Source organism: Pseudomonas arvensis (assembly GCF_056688935.1).
Window position 1 is genome coordinate 2,457,565 of record NZ_CP162038.1, and the last position, 18,020, is coordinate 2,475,584.

The 18,020-nt window shown below is 59.7% G+C and carries 14 protein-coding genes; all 14 read left to right on the forward strand.

Features of this window, described 5'->3' with window-relative positions:
• Nucleotides 1-12 precede the first annotated feature (12 nt).
• Nucleotides 13-2,049, forward strand: a complete 2,037-nt coding sequence (locus AB3G88_RS11225; protein WP_480454038.1) for a lipase family protein — start codon at nucleotides 13-15, stop codon at nucleotides 2,047-2,049.
• Nucleotides 2,042-3,112, forward strand: coding sequence for a hypothetical protein (locus tag AB3G88_RS11230; RefSeq protein WP_480454039.1), 1,071 nt, complete (start codon nucleotides 2,042-2,044; stop codon nucleotides 3,110-3,112). Before AB3G88_RS11225 ends, AB3G88_RS11230 begins: the two co-directional genes overlap by 8 nt.
• Nucleotides 3,113-3,123: 11 nt before the next feature.
• Nucleotides 3,124-4,206 (forward strand): hypothetical protein, encoded by a 1,083-nt coding sequence (locus AB3G88_RS11235; protein ID WP_480454040.1) that lies wholly within the window; start codon nucleotides 3,124-3,126, stop codon nucleotides 4,204-4,206.
• Between the two features lie 11 nt (nucleotides 4,207-4,217).
• Complete coding sequence (locus tag AB3G88_RS11240; protein WP_480454041.1) at nucleotides 4,218-5,300, forward strand: hypothetical protein; 1,083 nt, start codon at nucleotides 4,218-4,220, stop codon at nucleotides 5,298-5,300.
• A gap of 11 nt (nucleotides 5,301-5,311) precedes the next feature.
• On the forward strand, nucleotides 5,312-6,394 hold the full coding sequence (locus AB3G88_RS11245) for a hypothetical protein (protein WP_480454043.1): 1,083 nt from the start codon (nucleotides 5,312-5,314) through the stop codon (nucleotides 6,392-6,394).
• A 172-nt stretch (nucleotides 6,395-6,566) separates the two neighbouring features.
• Nucleotides 6,567-6,833, forward strand: coding sequence for a PAAR domain-containing protein (locus AB3G88_RS11250; RefSeq protein WP_112196948.1), 267 nt, complete (start codon nucleotides 6,567-6,569; stop codon nucleotides 6,831-6,833).
• Between the two features lie 2 nt (nucleotides 6,834-6,835).
• Nucleotides 6,836-7,996 (forward strand): KPHS_23130 family T6SS system protein, encoded by a 1,161-nt coding sequence (locus AB3G88_RS11255; protein WP_480454044.1) that lies wholly within the window; start codon nucleotides 6,836-6,838, stop codon nucleotides 7,994-7,996.
• Nucleotides 7,993-11,325 (forward strand): ImcF-related family protein, encoded by a 3,333-nt coding sequence (locus AB3G88_RS11260; RefSeq protein WP_480454045.1) that lies wholly within the window; start codon nucleotides 7,993-7,995, stop codon nucleotides 11,323-11,325. Before AB3G88_RS11255 ends, AB3G88_RS11260 begins: the two co-directional genes overlap by 4 nt.
• On the forward strand, nucleotides 11,322-12,908 hold the full coding sequence (gene tssA, locus AB3G88_RS11265; RefSeq protein ID WP_480454046.1) for a type VI secretion system protein TssA: 1,587 nt from the start codon (nucleotides 11,322-11,324) through the stop codon (nucleotides 12,906-12,908). Before AB3G88_RS11260 ends, tssA begins: the two co-directional genes overlap by 4 nt.
• A 24-nt stretch (nucleotides 12,909-12,932) precedes the next feature.
• On the forward strand, nucleotides 12,933-14,702 hold the full coding sequence (gene tssF / locus AB3G88_RS11270) for a type VI secretion system baseplate subunit TssF (protein ID WP_191948439.1): 1,770 nt from the start codon (nucleotides 12,933-12,935) through the stop codon (nucleotides 14,700-14,702).
• On the forward strand, nucleotides 14,666-15,763 hold the full coding sequence (gene tssG / locus AB3G88_RS11275; protein ID WP_480454048.1) for a type VI secretion system baseplate subunit TssG: 1,098 nt from the start codon (nucleotides 14,666-14,668) through the stop codon (nucleotides 15,761-15,763). The genes tssF and tssG overlap by 37 nt, the downstream gene beginning before the upstream one ends.
• Entirely contained in the window at nucleotides 15,744-16,280 is a 537-nt protein-coding gene (tssJ, locus tag AB3G88_RS11280; protein WP_480454049.1) for a type VI secretion system lipoprotein TssJ, read from the forward strand. Before tssG ends, tssJ begins: the two co-directional genes overlap by 20 nt.
• 3 nt (nucleotides 16,281-16,283) lie before the next feature.
• A complete protein-coding gene (tssE, locus tag AB3G88_RS11285; protein ID WP_099585136.1) occupies nucleotides 16,284-16,724 on the forward strand; it encodes a type VI secretion system baseplate subunit TssE in 441 nt (146 codons plus the stop codon).
• Between the two features lie 23 nt (nucleotides 16,725-16,747).
• A complete protein-coding gene (locus tag AB3G88_RS11290) occupies nucleotides 16,748-17,845 on the forward strand; it encodes an OmpA family protein (protein ID WP_480454051.1) in 1,098 nt (365 codons plus the stop codon).
• The last annotated feature ends 175 nt before the right edge of the window (nucleotides 17,846-18,020 follow it).

Below are 18,020 nucleotides of genomic sequence, written 5' to 3' on the forward strand. Positions count from 1 at the left end.
TTGAGGCATGACATGAACGATCCAATGCACCGTACAGATACCCTTAATCCGTACAAGGATTTCATTGGCGGTGAACAGATAAAGCATTGGATTGAGTTCCAGTTGCTGGACGAGCAGGGCGAGCCCTTGGCAAACCTGCCCTATTACGCGAGGAATGAAGCCACTCGCGAGGGTTTTGTACCCGAGTTTGTTGGCTACAGCGATGCCGAGGGCGTGATTCGCATTGAAGGCCTGCATCCGCTGGCCATTACGCTTCTGATGCAGGCCAACCCGCTGGCCGAGCAACTGAAGAACCGTCGCTTGCGTGCCGAACGTGCCGAGCCCCCCCGGCCGGGTGTTGGAGACTGCACACCGATGTACGGCCCGCAACGCTCGGGCTTCTCGCCCGTCGAGCAGCAGGCGCTCGCTGCCGGGCATGGCTATCACTATTTGCGTATCGGCCAACTCTGCGACAAGTTGCCGACTCTTGACCCGCCTGTGCCAGATCCCGAGCGGCCCCCGGCCTTTCACTTTCCTGATCCAGGCTGGCGCGGCTTCACCGTCAGCGATGAGGAACTGGACCGTCGCCATGTGCTGGAAGTCTGCCCTTTTCGCGCCTGGTCTCTGGTGTTGCATCACCAGCCTGAGTACAGCCTGGTCAATGCCTACAACTTGGGGTTGATGAGTATTTTGTCGTATAGCAATCGGGATGAGCACGAACTGGGGTCCGTGAATCAGTTCTTCGAGCAGCAATGCCTGGATCTGTCTCGTACACCTCGGGTCTGGGATAACGGCCAGGCTTGGCCCTGTGTCGTGACGGATGTGCCTTTTAGTGATTGTTATGTCACGGTTGAACCCTTGGATACTGGTAAGGCAGATCCACCGGAAGGTCACACTCAGCTGTTTTACGCTATCAGTGCTTCTCAGGTTTTGGTGGCTTGGCGCGGTACTGAAATGGAAGGGGTCGCAGATTTAATTACTGATGCGACCTTTCGTCCCGTGAAGCCTGAAATCGCTGCGGTTTGCGAGCCGAAGGTTCCTTGTCCTAACCTTACTTCTGTGGGCAGTGTGCATCTTGGGTTTCGTGATGCCTTTGAGGTGGCGAGAAGAGTTTTTGATACGGATTTGGGCAAGACGATTCCTGGAGGCGCTCGTGCTAAAAAATTATTCATCTGTGGCCATAGTCTCGGCGGTGCTCTAGGCCTCATCCATGCTGCTTCGCTGAGAGACTACAATCCTCTGCTCTACACCTACGGCATGCCCCGCACTTTCACTCTCCACGCCGTGCAATTCCTGGGCGACCTCTGGCACTTTCGCCATGTCAACGACATGGACGCCATTCCTCGCGTGCCCCCCGAGGCCGCGCTGGACAACTACCTGTATGACATCTACGGCCCTATGGGCCTGCTGGCCGGGTTTAGTTGGTCGCTACGTCAAGCTGTTACCAGCGCCCTGTTCAAGCATGAAGACCCATACAGCCATCACGGTGAGATCGCCCTGTTTCTCCGTACCGAACAACACCAGCAACAAGAATTCACCCCATACCCCGCTTACCGCAGACCTGACGGCTCGCCTTATCGCAGCACGCTCACTTATGAACTGCCGATAAAAGCCAAGTTGTATTTGGTGCCAAGCTTGAGCGAGGACAGTGATCAGCAGGCTGAGCAGGCCACGCAGCGCCTCAATACCTCCCTGACTGCAGAAAGCCGGGCCCGGTTCTTCCCGCGCTACAGCCTCCCGACGACGTGGCGAATGCCGCGTATTGGCGATCATTACATGTCGCAATACCAACCCTATATCCACAACCAATTACTGGAATCGATTGACGCCGAGCGCGATCCGTTACTGGAGCGGCAGATAGAGAGGCACAAGTTCGAACAGCAGATAAAGGACTACTACGGGAGCATTCATGAAGACGAATTGGCCCGCAGTCGCATTTTTCTCGACTTGCAGGCCCTGGTAGACCAGGCCCTGCATGTCACCCAGCAAATGGAGGGCGGAGCGGAAGCGCTGCAACGCTTTAATGCCATTGCCGACCCCAAAGCGTATTACGAGAAAATTTATGGTTAAGCCTATCAGTTCGCTAAAGGTCGAAACCGGGTTTACCCGACTGCTCAGTTTCGCGTGCGTGATGTTTTTCAGCCTCAGCGGCTGTCGCCAGGACTACAGCCTGGCACCGCCGGCCAACAGCGAAACAATAACCGTCACCGTGAAACTGCCCAAGGAACTGAAAACCGAAACCATGTGGGTGATGTATCGCTCGCCCATCTGTAAGAGCATCAGACGCGGCCCCAGCGGCCAACGCATGGAACGGGATGGGCATCAGTCGGTTTACAAGGAGCTGGAGCGTCAGGGAGAGAGCGATCTTTACCAGGTTGAGCTGCCAAAAGATGGTGGAGGGGCGTGTCGCTGGCATTTGGCGAATGTGACCTTCGGTGTGGAGTATGCCGATCCAACGCGTTTTGGCGAGAACGTGACCGCTGGAGGCGGCGGCGGTGTGGTCGTGATATTTGACTACAACGACTCTCCACAGGGAGGAGCTGATATCAAGGCCGAAGGGGATTTGACAATCAAGAAGGAGTATTACCCTTGGTTACATGAGAATTTTTTAAGTGGCTACAGTAAACGTATTAGTTTGGCAGGTGAGGGCAGTACTTATCTCATGTATCAGGCGTTACAAGCTCGCTATGTGTATTTCGAACCCACACTGTATTCGAATTTTGTGGTGAGCTCAGAGGGGGCAAAGGTACATAAACTTGGAAATTTCATTAAATTCACCTACCCCGACGGCAGTGTCGTAGCCGACGGCCAATCGAAGCCAGACTTCTGGAAACTACAAAGCCTGCGCACAGGACGCGCCCGTGAATGTTTATCGGTTTGGCAATACGAAAGATGTCCAGACCGTCGCCCACGGTTATTACCCGAGTGGATTCCGTCCCCTGAAAAGCCTGGTTTCGGGCAGTACCTCATTGTGGATGAGTGGGGTAATGCGCTGCCGATATATGACTATCGACTGGTCGGTGCTGACGGGCGGATTTCCCGTGAAAGGACAACGAATAAGGGGCTCACGCAACCCTTGCCGAGCAGCGTTCATCCCTTGCGCGAAGTTGTTTTCCCTGTTGTATGGAAGTGATGAGGTCGACCATGCCAAGTTCGATTGTCGAGTCCGTGGGTGCCGCCAAGCGCAGGCCCATATTGCAGCGCCGGTTAATGGTTTTGTGCGTGATGTTTTTCAGCGTCAGCGGCTGCCGCCAGGACTACAGCCTGGCACCGCCGGCCAACAGCGAAACAATAACCGTCACGGTGAAACTGCCCAAGGAACTGAAAACCGAAACCATGTGGGTGATGTATCGCTCGCCCATCTGTAAGAGCATCAGACGCGGCCCCAGCGGCCAACGCATGGAACGGGATGGGCATCAGTCGGTTTACAAGGAACTGGAGCGTCAAGGAGAGAGCGATCTTTACCAGGTGGAGCTGCCAAAAGATGGTGGAGGGGCGTGTCGCTGGCATTTGGCGAATGTGACCTTCGGTGTGGAGTATGCCGATCCAACGCGTTTTGGCGAGAACGTGAGCGCTGGAGGTGGTGGCGGTGTGGTCGTGATATTTGACTACAACGACTCACCACGGGGAGGAGCTGATTTCAAGGTTGATGGTGATCTGACGATCAAGAAGGATTACTACCCTTGGGTCGATGAAGAGTTTTTGGGACCTTATAAAAAAACTGTGGGCTTGACCGGCGAGGGCAGCATCTACCTTAGTTATCGGGCTTTACAGGCGCGGCAAGTATATTTCGAACCGGTCATACACCCGGATTTCGTCGTCTATTCGGCGGGGCCAAAGGAAAAAAAAGAGGGAAACTACACCGTTTTCACCTATCCCGACGGCAGCGTCGTAGCCGACGGCCAATCGAAGCCAGACTTCTGGAAACTACAAAGCCTGCGCACAGGGCGCGCCCGTGAATGTTTATCGGTTTGGCAATACGAAAGATGTCCAGACCGTCGCCCACGGTTATTACCCGAGTGGATTCCGTCCCCTGAAAAGCCTGGTTTCGGGCAGTACCTCATTGTGGATGAGTGGGGTAATGCGCTGCCGATATATGACTATCGACTGGTCGGCGCTGACGGGCGGATTTCCCGCGAAAGAACAACGAATAAGGGGCTCACGCAACCCTTGCCGAGCAGCGTTCATCCCTTGCGCGAAGTTGTTTTCCCTGTTGTATGGAAGTGATGAGGTCGACCATGCCAAGTTCGATTGTCGAGTCCGTGGATGCCGCCAAGCGCAGGCCCATATTGCAGCGCCGGTTAATGGTTTTGTGCGCGATGTTTTTCAGCGTCAGCGGCTGCCGCCAGGACTATAGCCTGGCGCCGCCGGCCAACAGCGAAACAATAACCGTCACGGTGAAACTGCCCAAGGAACTGAAAACCGAAACCATGTGGGTGATGTATCGCTCGCCCATCTGTAAGAGCATCAGACGCGGCCCCAGCGGCCAACGCATGGAACGGGATGGGCATCAGTCGGTTTACAAGGAACTGGAGCGTCAAGGAGAGAGCGATCTTTACCAGGTGGAGCTGCCAAAAGATGGTGGAGGGGCGTGTCGCTGGCATTTGGCGAATGTGACCTTTGGTGTGGAGTATGCCGATCCAACGCGTTTTGGCGAGAACGTGAGCGCTGGAGGAGGTGGCGGTGTGGTCGTGATATTTGATTACAACGACTCACCACGGGGAGGAGCTGATTTCAAGGTTGATGGTGATCTGACGATCAAGAAAGAGTATTACCCTTGGATAAAAGAAGCCTTTTTGGGTGGATATAAGAAGCGAATTAGTCTTGTAGGTGAGGGCGATATCTATCTCACGTATCAAGCCTTACAAGCTCGGCGTGTCCATTTTGAACCCGTTCTGCATTCGGACTTTGCTGTTTACTCCACTGAACCAAAAGAGAAAAAAGAGGGTAACCACACCCAATTCACCTATCCCGACGGGAGCGTAGTGGAGGAACGTCAGTCGCAACCAGACTTCTGGAAACTACAAAGCCTGCGCACAGGGCGCGCCCGTGAATGTTTATCGGTTTGGCAATACGAAAGATGTCCAGACCGTCGCCCACGGTTATTACCCGAGTGGATTCCGTCCCCTGAAAAGCCTGGTTTCGGGCAGTACCTCATTGTGGATGAGTGGGGTAATGCGCTGCCGATATATGACTATCGACTGGTCGGCGCTGACGGGCGGATTTCCCGTGAAAGGACAACGAATAAGGGGCTCACGCAACCCTTGCCGAGCAGCGTTCATCCCTTGCGCGAAGTTGTTTTCCCTGTTGTATGGAAGTGATGAGGTCGACCATGCCAAGTTCGATTGTCGAGTCCGTGGATGCCGCCAAGCGCAGGCCCATATTGCAGCGCCGGTTAATGGTTTTGTGCGTGATGTTTTTCAGCGTCAGCGGCTGCCGCCAGGACTACAGCCTGGCACCGCCGGCCAACAGCGAAACAATAACCGTCACGGTGAAACTGCCCAAGGAACTGAAAACCGAAACCATGTGGGTGATGTATCGCTCGCCCATCTGTAAGAGCATCAGACGCGGCCCCAGCGGCCAACGCATGGAACGGGATGGGCATCAGTCGGTTTACAAGGAACTGGAGCGTCAAGGAGAGAGCGATCTTTACCAGGTGGAGCTGCCAAAGGATGGTGGAGGGGCGTGTCGCTGGCATTTGGCGAATGTGACCTTTGGTGTGGAGTATGCCGATCCAACGCGTTTTGGCGAGAACGTGAGCGCTGGAGGAGGTGGCGGTGTGGTCGTGATATTTGACTACAACGACTCACCACGGGGAGGAGCTGATTTCAAGGTTGATGGTGATCTGACGATCAAGAAGGATTACTACCCGTGGATAAGTGAGTCTTTTCTTGGTGGCTATAAGAAATACATCAGCTTGGCTGGTGAGGGACATATATATCTCAAGTATCAAGCGTTACAAGCTCGGCGTGTCCATTTTGAACCCGTTCTGCATTCGGGCTTTGCTGTTTACTCCACTGAGCCAAAAGAGAAAAAAGAGGGTAACCACACCCAATTCACCTATCCCGACGGGAGCGTAGTGGAGGAACGTCAGTCGCAACCAGACTTCTGGAAACTACAAAGCCTGCGCACAGGACGCGCCCGTGAATGTTTATCGGTTTGGCAATACGAAAGATGTCCAGACCGTCGCCCACGGTTATTACCCGAGTGGATTCCGTCCCCTGAAAAGCCTGGTTTCGGGCAGTACCTTATTGTGGATGAGTGGGGTAATGCGCTGCCGATATATGACTATCGACTGGTCGGCGCTGACGGGCGAATTTCCCGTGAAAGAACAACGAATAAGGGGCTCACGCAACCCTTGCCGAGCAGCGTTCATCCCTTGCGCGAAGTTGAGTTCCCTGTATGGAAGCCGTGATCTTTTTCACGCGCTTTCGGTGTCGACGATTACGCATTCAAGTTGTGTTTGCTTCGTTATAAGAAGTTGGCCCATTGCTTTTTAATTGGTGGCGACGTTCACCGAGTCAAGCGTTGAAGAAAGTTTGAGTGCATGGGGCACTTGAACACATGACCCATGGAGCGAAATGTTGATGTCCCAAGGCTTTGTTTTATTAGGTGATCAAACCACCCATGGTGGTGAGGTCATATCGGCCTCATCCACGACCATCGTTAATGGCAAACGGGTTGCATTGGTAGGCGATGAGGTGCGCTGCCCGCTGCCGGGGCATGGCGTCAACCGGATTGTTGACGGCAGCCCGGATTGGTCTGAGGGGGGGCGGGCGATGGTGGTCAATGGCTGTCGTTGTGAGTGCGGTTGCCAACTGATTTCCAGCGCTCCCGATTGCGGGGTGGGTTAGTCATGGGCTGGAATCGTCAGCCATCCGCGTTGGCGGATGTGCCGAAGCCACCCTTGTTGGGGCGTTGGTTATGGGCGGCCGTCGTCGCGTTGCTGGCGTGTGTGCTGTTGTTTTTTTTGCACTCCTCCGAACGTGTGTCGTTGCTGCATGCGCTCGATGTCCGGGTACTGTCCGGTATGCCGTTGTTGGTGTGGCTCTTGGCGTTCGGTGCCCGTGCCCATGTCTATGGCAGAGCGCTAAGCCATCACCAGCTTCTTGAGGAAAGCGCACACGAAGCGCAGCAATCCTGGCAAGGCTGGGCCCGGCGTCACATGGCGATTTGCGCCAGTTGTGTACTGCTGCCGGATCAGGTGTCTGCGCGTGTATTGACTCAAGCTCCTTCCGGCTTGCCTTCCCGTACCGGGCAAGCACGGCGTATTGCTGTCTTGCCTGTGGAAACGGAGCGAGCCCAGGCCGGGTTACAGATGCTGATCCACGCTGTGGCGTCGGCAATTAAAGCGCTGCCTTCAGGGCAGAAGTTGCGGGTGACACTGCTCAGCGATGTCGATCCCGGTTATTACGATGGCCTGAGCGATAGGTTACGGCGGGTCTGGAGTGACGCGATAAACCGAACGCCTCCCGCGATGATCTGCACGGCTGATGAATTGTCGTACAGCTGGATCGACGAAACCCTAAAGACCGGCAGCACGGTCATCGAGCTCATTCTGGTGCTACAGGTGCATGGCAAAGGTGCTTACTCCGACGGGCTCGCAGCCTTGCTCCTATGTCCGGACAGGCTGGCAATCGCTCTTGAACTTCCCATCACGGCGGGTCTGTCAAGGCCTATGCCATTGGATATCGGTGCGCTGGACAGCGAGCTACCGCTGTTGCTGCAAACCCAGGCAACTGCCTGCAAGGCAACCGGTCTGCTGGCCGACAGCGCGGCCTGGCAACCATTGACTGGTGAAATACTTGCTGTCGCTGGCGCCCATGGCGCTTCGCTGAGCGTCGAGCAGCAATGGATTCAGGAGGATTTAAGCGGGCTGCCGGGGCCGCTCGGTCACTGGCTGGTGAGCGCGCTTGCGGTGGAGGTGGCCCAGCATCAGCGCGCGCCTTTGTTGGTATTGGCCCGGGAACAATCAGGGCACTGGGTTAGTACCGTTACTACGGGAGAGTTGGCATGAACGCTTGGAGTCACTCGTGGCGATACGTGGGCGCAGCAATATGGGGCACCGCGTTTTTGCTACTGCTGGGCTGGCTGATCTGGACGTTCGGTGAGCGGGTCGGGTTGATTGAACATGCGCACAAGGTATTGGCTTTTTTATTGATCATCCTCCTCGCGCTGGCGGGTTATAACCTACCAAGGCTAGTGGCATTTTTAGAACGTCAGAATCGCCGGCGATATGGGCAAGCGAACAATGTCTATGCCCCGTCAGATGCACCGATGATGGCGCCTCGCCAAAAGAATCTTCATTTTTCAGAGTTGCGCGCCCGCCTGCGCACTCAATACGGCCTCTTCTGGCGCCAAAAAACCCGCCTGCTACTGGTCATCGGCGAGCCCGCTGAAATCGAAGCCCTCGCCCCAACCCTGACCAAGCACTTCTGGCTGGAAGGCCAACGTACCGTTCTGCTCTGGGGCGGCAGCGCCCAGGCGGCGTTGGATCAATCATTCTCCGAGCGCTGGAAAGGCCTGAGCCGCGGGCGGGCGCTGGATGGGGTGGTCTGGGCGCTGGATAAAAACCAGGCCGCCGACGATGCGGCAATGGGCGCGGGTGTGCGGCAGTCGCAACGCCTGGCCAAACGCGTTGGCTGGCAGTTGCCGCTGTACTTGTGGCAGGTCTGCGACAGCCAATGGCGTCAGGCCGGGCGCATGGCGCAACCGGTCGGCTGTCATTTGCCTGCTCGCTTTACGCCGGCGGTGTTGGAAAATGCGTTGACACGTCTGGTGGAACCCTTGCGCCGCGAGGGCCTGGCGCAGATGAACGCGGTCATGAACCATGACTTCCTGCTGCGCCTGTCGCGGGATCTGCAGGACGAGGGCATTGCGCGTTGGTGTCACACCCTGGCGCCCCTGGCTGGCGAGTTGGCCCCCGGTGTGCCGTTGCGTGGGGTGTGGTTCAGTCTGCCGGTGTTGCCGATCAACAACATGCCCGAACATTTCTGGCCGGTGGATGGCGCCTGGCAGGGTGTGCTCGATGACAAGCCCCTCAATCATCGTCGATTCGGCTGGAGTGTGCCGCGAATCGGGTATGTGCTGGCCCTCGGCGTGGCCATGCTGTGGAGCGCAGGGCTGCTGTTGGCCTTTATCAGCAATCGCGCCCAGATCCAGCAGGTTCGAGCCTCGGTTGAGGCCTTGCAGCACGCTTCCCAGGCTGACGAACAGCTCCAGGCCCTCAACGAACTGGTCCGCGAATTGGCGCGCTTGGATGATCGCGTTCAACACGGTGCACCGTGGTACCAGCGCTTCGGCCTGAATCAAAACCCGGCGCTGCTGGAAACGGTGTGGCCGCGCTACGTCGAGGCCAACAACCGCCTGATCCGCGACCCGGCCGCCGCAAGCCTTCGTCAGCAACTCAGCGCGCTGGTCCGGCTGCAAGCGGATAACCCAGAGCGTGCCGAGCGCGCCCGCGAGGCCTATGACCCGCTCAAGGCCTACCTGATGATGGCGCGTCCGGACAAAGCTGATGCCGACTTGTTGGTCAAAACCCTGGGCAGCGTTGAGCCCTCCCGCCCAGGAGTTACGCCAGGTCTTTTGCAAACCTTGTCGCCCGCGCTTTGGCGATTCTATGCCGAGCACCTGGCCGCCAACCCGACCTGGCGCATCGAACCTGACGCGCGGCTGATCGCGCACGTACGACAGATCCTGCTGGGCCAACTGGGCCAGCGTAATGCCGAGGCCAACCTGTACCAGCAACTGCTCGATGACGCCGCCACTCACTATCCGGCCCTTGACCTGCACCAACTGGTCGGCGACACCGATGCCTTTGCGCTGTTTTCCAGCGACGCCAGCGTGCCCGGCGTCTTTACCCGGCAAGCGTGGGAGGGGCAGGTGCGCCAAGCCATCGATGACATCGCCGACGCCCGTCGTGAGGAAATCGACTGGGTACTCAGCGACAAACCCGCCGACGTCGACACCCGATTACGCCCCGACCAATTACGCGAGCGCCTTGCCGAGCGCTACTTCCAGGACTATGCCAGCGCCTGGCTGGACCTGCTCAACAGCCTGCGCTGGCAACCGGCGGCGAGCCTTGACGAGTCCATCGACCAGTTGACGCTGATGAGCGATGTGCGCCAGTCACCGCTGATTGCGCTGATGAATACCGTGGCCTATCACGCGCAGGCTGGCACTCGCACCGAGGCCTTGGTCGATTCGCTGGCGGCATCCGCACACAGGCTGATTGGCCAGGACAAGGTCCCTGTGCGCGAAATCAAGGACCCGCTGTCGGCGACCTTCGGCCCGTTGTTGGCGCTGCTGGACAAGAACAACACGGACGGCCTGAGCCTCCAGGCGTTCCTGACCCAGGTGACGCGGGTGCGCTTGAAACTCCAGCAAGTCAGCACCGCGCCCGACCCGTTGGAAATGACGCAGGCGCTGGCGCAAACCGTGTTTCAAGGCCGCCGTGTAGACCTGACCGACACCCAGGCCTACGGCAGCCTGCTCGCCGCCAGCCTGGGCGCGCAGTGGAGCGGGGCGGCGCAGACGCTGTTCGTGCAGCCGCTGGAGCAGGCCTGGCAGCGGGTCTTGCAACCGTCGGCCGCCGGCCTGAACAGCCAATGGCAGCGCTCCATCGTCAATCCGTGGAACGCGGCCTTCGCCAGTCGCTACCCGTTTGCGGCCACGGCCAGCGATGCCTCGTTGCCGATGCTGGGGCAGATGATCCGCGCGGATTCGGGGCGCATCGAGCAGTTTCTACAGCGGCAACTGAGCGGTGTATTGCGCAAGGAGGGCAGCCAGTGGGTCGCCGATCCACGCCACAGTCAGGGGCTGCGTTTCAATCCGCAGTTTCTCGGCGCCATCAACCACCTCAGCAACCTCGCCGATTTGCTCTACACCGACGGCGGCATGGGGCTGAGCTTCGAGCTGCAAGGCAAAGCCGTGCGCGATGTGGTGCAGACCACGTTCATCCTTAACGGCGACCGGCATCAGTACTTCAACCAGAAGGAAAGCTGGCAGCGTTTTCAATGGCCCGGCCACAGCGACTATCCCGGCGTAAGCCTGAGCTGGACCAGCGTGCATGCCGGCGAGCGCCTGTTCGGCGATTACCCCGGCACCTGGGGCCTGATCCGCTGGCTGGAAAACGCCCAGGTCACGCCGCTGGACGACGCTGACAGTCGTTATCGCCTGCTGCTCACGGCGCCCGATGGCGTAAGCCTGACCTGGCACCTGCGCACCGAATTTGACGCAGGGCCGTTGGCGTTGCTCACGTTGAGAGGCTTCACGTTGCCCGCGCAGATATTTCTCAGCGAGCCCGACAGCCAGGCAGCCTACGCACAAAACGGGAGTTTCCCATGAGCCTTCGCACCTTGATCACCCGCTGCCTGGGCACCCGCGATGCCCTCTGCGTCGCCCACGAACAGGCCGACCACTGGCAACCCTGGCTGCAACCCATCAGCGCCGAGTTTCCCGTCGGCAAAGACCCTGGCTACGACGATGACTTCCAGCGCATGCGCGACGAAGTCAGCAAGCTCTCCGGTGCCGATGCCGGGCAGGTCGCCCAACTGGCGCAAAAGCTGCTGCACCAGAGCTGCAAAGATCTGCGTGTCGCCACTTACTACCTATGGGCGCGCTTGCACAAGGAGGGCGAAGCCGGATTGGCCGACGGCCTCAGCCTGTTGGCCGCGTTGATTGAGCGCTTTGCCGAAACGGTGCTGCCAGCCCGGCCCCAAAGCCGCAGGATGGCCCTGGAATGGTTGGCCAGCAGCAAGGTGCTGGACACACTGCTGCTGTACCCGGAGGTGGTCAAGGCCGAAGCCGAGCGTACCGCGGCGGCGCTTGCCTGGCTTGAGCGTGGTTTGAGTACATGGCCGCAGGGGCAAAGGCCAAACCTGGAACCGCTGTATACCGCCTTGTCCGCGCGGTTGGCACAGTCCGGCGGGACGGAGGCGCTGGTGCCGCAGAACACCGCCAGCCACGAGTCCTCGGCGCAAGCCAATGCCTTGCCCGTCACGTCGATCAAATCCGGACGCGACCTGCTCGACAGCGGTCGGGCCCTGGCTGTTTACCTGCGCGAGCAACCCTTGGGATGGCTGGCGGCTCATCGCCTGATGAAGAGCCTGCGCTGGGACACGGTGCATCAGGCGCCGCCTCAAGAGGAGAACAACCACACGCGGCTGGCACCGCCGAGAGGGGACTATCGGGCACAGCTCAAGCGCTTGTACCTGCAACAGAACTGGGCCGAGTTGATTGATCAGGTCGAGCGGATTTATGCCGAAGGTGTGAACCATTTCTGGCTCGATCTGCAGTGGTACCTGTACCAGGCCTTGAGCAAACAACCTGCGCCCCAGAACGGTTGGGGCGATATCACCAAGCGCGACCTGGGCATGTTTCTCGAACGCCTGCCGGGGCTGGAGGTGTTGTGCTGGAGCGACGGGAGTCCCTTCGCGGACGAAACCACCCGCGAATGGATCGTCCAGCATGTCAGCGGCAACCGACCCCAGCCGTGGCTGCCCGTTACCTCGGTGGCTGCGGCGGCAGACAACGGCGACGTCCTGTCGCTGGAAGGCGAGGCCATCGCCCAGGCTGACAGTGACGGCGTGGACCATGCGCTCGCCTGGCTGGCCGCGCGCCCTGGTATCCACACCGGTCGCCAGCGCTGGCTGCTGCGCCTGCTGATGGCGCGGGTGGCCGAACAGTATGGCAAGAGCGACTTGGCCGTCCACCTGCTCGGGGAGTTGGACGCCACCGCGCAACGCCAGGCGTTGGGCGAGTGGGAGCCCGAGCTGAATTTCGAGGTCAAGGCGCGCCTGCTCAAGCTCTTGCGCGTGAAAGCCCAGCGCAACGACGCCGACAAACCCACCCTGGCGCGGCGCATGGAAACATTGCTGGCGGCGCTCGTGGCCATCGACCCGGTACGCGCCGCAGTGCTCTGCGGCTGACCCTCATACACCAGGAGTTTTTCTGTGAGCATGGACAATCTGACGCTGCACTACTTCGACGCCGAAATGCGCTACCTGCGCGAGGCCGGCAAGGAGTTCGCAGAGGCGTTCCCGGATCGGGCCGCACAGCTCAACCTCGACAAACCAGGCGCGCAGGACCCTTACGTGGAACGCCTGTTCGAAGGTTTTGCGTTCCTCATGGGCCGCCTGCGGGAGAAACTCGACGATGACCTGCCGGAGCTGACCGAAGGGTTGGTCAGCCTGCTGTGGCCGCATTACCTGCGCACCATTGCGTCGCTGTCGGTGGTCGAGTTGGTGCCGGAACTGGCGCAGATGAAAGGCAGCGAGTTGATCGCCCAGGGTTTCGAAGTGCTGTCACAACCCATCGGGCCACACCGTACACGCTGCCGCTACACCACCACCCAGGACCTGACCCTGCGGCCACTGGCTCTGGTCGCGGTTGGGCGGGGCTTTGAGCCGGACGGCCGCTCAGTGTTGCGCCTACGTTTTTCCTGCGGAGCGTTGACCGACTGGAGCCAGATCGACCTCAGCCGACTGCCTCTGTACCTCAACGCCGATGCGCCCCTGGCCAGTGCGTTGCATCAGGCGCTCACCCTCAACACCCAGGCGATGTATGTGCGCTGGGCCGGCCACACCGAGCGCCAGCCCGTCACCGCGCATTTTGCGCCCAAGGGCTTTGCTGAAGAGGACCGGCTGTGGCCCAAGGGTGACAGCGCCTTCAGCGGCTATCAGTTATTGCTGGAGTATTTCAGCTTCCGCGAAAAGTTCATGTTCGTGACCCTGTGTGGTCTGGAGCACTTGCAGCTTGCCCCCGACACCGAGTGGTTCGAGCTTGAGGTGGTGCTGCGTGAACCCTGGCCCTCGACCTTCGAGCTGACCCGCGAGCACATCCGCCTGCACGCCGTGCCGGTGATCAACCTGTTCCCGCTGGAGGCCGACCCGCTGACCCTGGCGCCGTTGCAAACCGACTACCTGCTGCGCCCCATGCGCTTGCAGGATGGCCATATGGAGATTTATTCAGTGGACCGCGTGACCGCGTCGAGAAACGGCGAGCGCCAGGACTATGTGCCATTCACCAGTTTTCGGCACAAGGGCGGCATGCTGCGCGATGAAGCGCCGGAGCGCTACTTCCATACGCGTCTCAAGCGCGCGGCGAATGGCCTGCACGACACCTGGTTGGTCCTGGGTGGCGAAGGCTTCGACAAAGACCGCCTGCTTGAGCAGGAAAATCTCTCGTTGCGCCTGACCGGGACTCACGGTCAGTTACCGCGCAAGGCCCTGCAAAGCACGCTGCTCGATACCGCAGTGCAGTCCACTCAAACTGCTTTACGCGTGCGCAACCTGTGTGCGCCGACCTTGCCGTGCTATCCGCCGAATCGTGACCGCTTTCACTGGCGGGTGCTGAGCCACCTGGGGTCGAACTTCCTGCCGATGCTGGGCGATGCCGAGGTACTGAGGGGCACGCTCGCGCTTTATGACTGGACTGGCAGTGAGCTGAATCGGCGTCGCCTGGCCGCGATTGTCGAGGTCAGGCATCACCTGGTGCAGCGGTTCGAGAAAGGCTTTTTGCTGCGCGGGGTTGATATCGAAATCACCCTGGACGCCCATGGCTTTTCGGGGGAGGGCGACATCAGCCTGTTCGGCGAAATGCTCAACCGTTTCTTTGCTCTGTATGCCGATATTCATGTGTTCACCCAGCTCACGCTGATCCTGCAACCTACTGGAAAGTGCCTGCGATGGAACGAGAACCACAGTCAGCGTATTCCCGGCTGAAAGCCGTCGGTTTGCTGGACGCCCTGCAACCGCGAGTGGCCGAGGCCAATCTGTATCGGTTTTGCCAGTTGTTGGAGCAGGCGTTACCGGGGCAACCACCTTTGGGCAGCACCGCGCATCCCGCCGACGATGCCGTGCGCTTTCGGCCTGATCCGGGCATGGGATTTCCGGCCAGCGAGTTGAAGGCGATCGAAATCGATGACGTATGCCCTGAGCGGCCAGCGACGGTACGCACACGCTTGCTCGGTTTGTACGGGGTCGACTCGCCGATGCCGACGGCATTTCTGGATGACATCGCGCAACGCCGGGAAGGTCATGCTGCGCTGCAAGCGTTCCTGGACATGTTCAATCACCGGCTGTTCACCCAGCTCTACCGGATCTGGCGCAAGTATTCCTACCCGGCAACGTTCGAAGCCGGCGGCACCGATGCAACTTCGCAATGCCTGTTGGGCCTGATCGGCCTGGGCATTCCCGGCACTGCGCGACAGATCGCTACGCCGGTCTCGCGTTTCCTGGCATTGCTCAGTGTGATGCGCCTGCCCACGCGCAATGCCGAAGGCATCATGGCATTGGTCAAGTTGCTGGCCCCCGACACCCAGGCGCAGGTGACTGCGCACTGGGCGCAACGCATTACGTTGGCGCACCCGGCCAGCCTTTCCCGACAACGTCCGGTGAGCTTGTCCCAGGGTATGCCGCTGGGCAGCGTCGGCCAGGACGCCAACAGCCAGCTGCGCCTGGCGCTCTATACCGACGACCACCTGCAAGCCCGTGGTTGGTTGCCGGATGGCGAGTTGTATCGCGATTTGCTGGTACTGCTACGTGTCTACCTGGGTTGGCGATGCACGGTGAAATTGCAGTTGTCACTGCCGGTGCGCAGCCTGCCTTTACCGGTGCTGGGGCACGCGCCGATCCGGCTAGGCATGAACGGTGTGCTCGGGTGGCGCGGCGATGCCTGGCAGGCGCCGGTTGATGACAGCCTTTCGATCAACCTTGGCCGCTACCAGGGCCTTTCGATTAACCCGTGCAATAGGGAGACGCAGCATGTCGCGTACCGTTTCTAAGTCATTGATGCTGACGGCGACTGCGCTGGCGCTCGCGGGGTGTGGCCTGGCGCAGACGGTGTCGGACGGCACGGCGTCGACTGCCAGGGCGATCTTCTACAAGCAGGTCAAAACCCTGCACCTGGATTTCAGCGCGCGCACCGCGTTGAACACCCAGACCCGCGACATGAGTGGGTTGTCGGTGCCGACTCTGATACGGGTTTACCAACTGCGCGACAACAAGGCGGTGGAGCTGGCCACCTACGAAGGTTTGCTGGCCGATGATGATCAACTTCTGGCGAGCGCGTTGCTGGACAAACGCTCGGTAGTGCTGAGACCGGAGGAGGGGACGCAACTGAATGTGCCTATGGATGCGGACACACGGTTCGTCACGGTAGTGGCCTTGTTCCGAGACCCCGATACCCGGCTCAACACGTGGCGCCTGACCTTGGCGCGCGACGACCTGGACCCGGATCGGGCGCGGGTGATCGAGCTGGGAGACAACCGCCTGACGCTGCGGCCCCTGGGGAAGGACTGAGCCATGACCGAGCCCAACCCTTCGCTTTACGAACTGCTGCTGCAAAATTTCGAGGGTGAGCTCGAACTGCATCGCGTGAGCGAGCAGGACCAGCACACCCTGTCCGTACTGGATAACGTGCAACGCATCCTAAACAGCCGCGCGGGTGCGCTCAGCCATCTGCCGGATTACGGGTTGCCGGACATGGGCCTGATCCTGCAAGGGTTGCCCGCCACCGCCCATGGATTGATCAACACCATGACCGCCACTTTGCTGAAGTACGAACCGCGTCTGGCGGCGGTGGCGGTCGAACTGCTGCCCCAGACGTTGCCGGGGCATCTTGAATATGCCCTGGACCTGCAATTGAAAGACGGGCACCGCGTGAGCTTCGGCACCACCCTGGGCCCCGAGGGCAAAGTGCTGGTGCGTCACTTGAAGCGCGAGCAGTACCTGTCCAGGTCTTGAAGCGATAACGCAAGGGTAACTCGATGACGACAGTGTTTGGGATGGGTATTCAAGTGGGCGGTGATCCGCGCAGTTTCAGCGAATTCACGGACGTGCGCGATGAGCTGGCCAAGCTCGGCCATCCCGCCTGTCCGGATGTGGATTGGGTGAAGATCGAGCGGTGGTGCATGAGGCTGTTCGAGCGCAACGGCGCAGACCTGCAAACCGCGTGCAACTACACCCTGGCGTGCGCCCAGCGTCAGGGTATGGAGGGGATGGCCCACGGCATTGCAATTATCCAGGCGTTGGTCAGCGAGTGGCCACATGTATGGCCGCCAATGGAGTCCTCCCGGCTCGACCTGTTGGGGTGGCTGTTCGATCAACTGCACGTGCTGCTGCGCCGCGCGACAATTACGCCGTACAGCGTGCCTGTCCTGGCCCACCTGCACGCCGAGCTGGGCCGGTTGCAGCCACGCTTTTCGCCCCACGGCACGTTGCCGTCGCTCCAGGCGCTGCGTCAACAGGTCGGCCAGCGCTTGGAACAGCTCGGCTCATCCAGTGAAGCGCTACCGGTGCCATTGAGGGTGATAAGTCCGGCATTGATGACACCTGTCGTGATCCTGCCGCCTCCTGAAGCGCCGCTGCGGCGCCACTCACTAGTGCCCTGGCTGTTGGTATCGGGGCTTATCCTTGCCTTGTTTTCGATGTTCGCCTGGCGGACGTGGCTGGTGGTGCCTGAGCCTGAAACCCACCTGCCCGAACCGGTGCGACTGGACAGCCTGGCGCTGTTCGATGCCGGCAGTGCAACGCTGAAACCGGATTCCACCAACGTGTTGATCAACGCCTTGGTCGGCATCAAAGCCCGGCCGGGCTGGCTGATCGTGATTGCCGGGCACACCGATGCAACCGGTTCTGTCGAGCAGAACCAGGCCCTGTCCCAGGCGCGCGCATCCGCTGTGCGTGACTGGATGCAACGCATGGGGAGCATTGCCGACAGCTGCTTTGCCGTGCAGGGTGTTGGGGCCAGTCAGCCAATCGCCAGCAACGGCACCGAGGTCGGGCGTGCTGCCAACCGGCGTGTCGATATTCATCTGGTGCCGCAGAGGGGGGCCTGTAAAGATGTCACGTTGGCGCTGGAATAAACTGAACCCTCGTCGATTCCCCTTGTCCCCGCTTCCCATGTCACCCCCCACCCGCCAAATCCCTTAATTTCCCACCCCTACCGGAAGCCTCTCCAGGCCCCCGGCTGTGCCCGCTTTTTTCAAGGCGAGGCGCCCAGCGCATCCGATGCAAACGGCAGCTGAAAACGGACTTTTC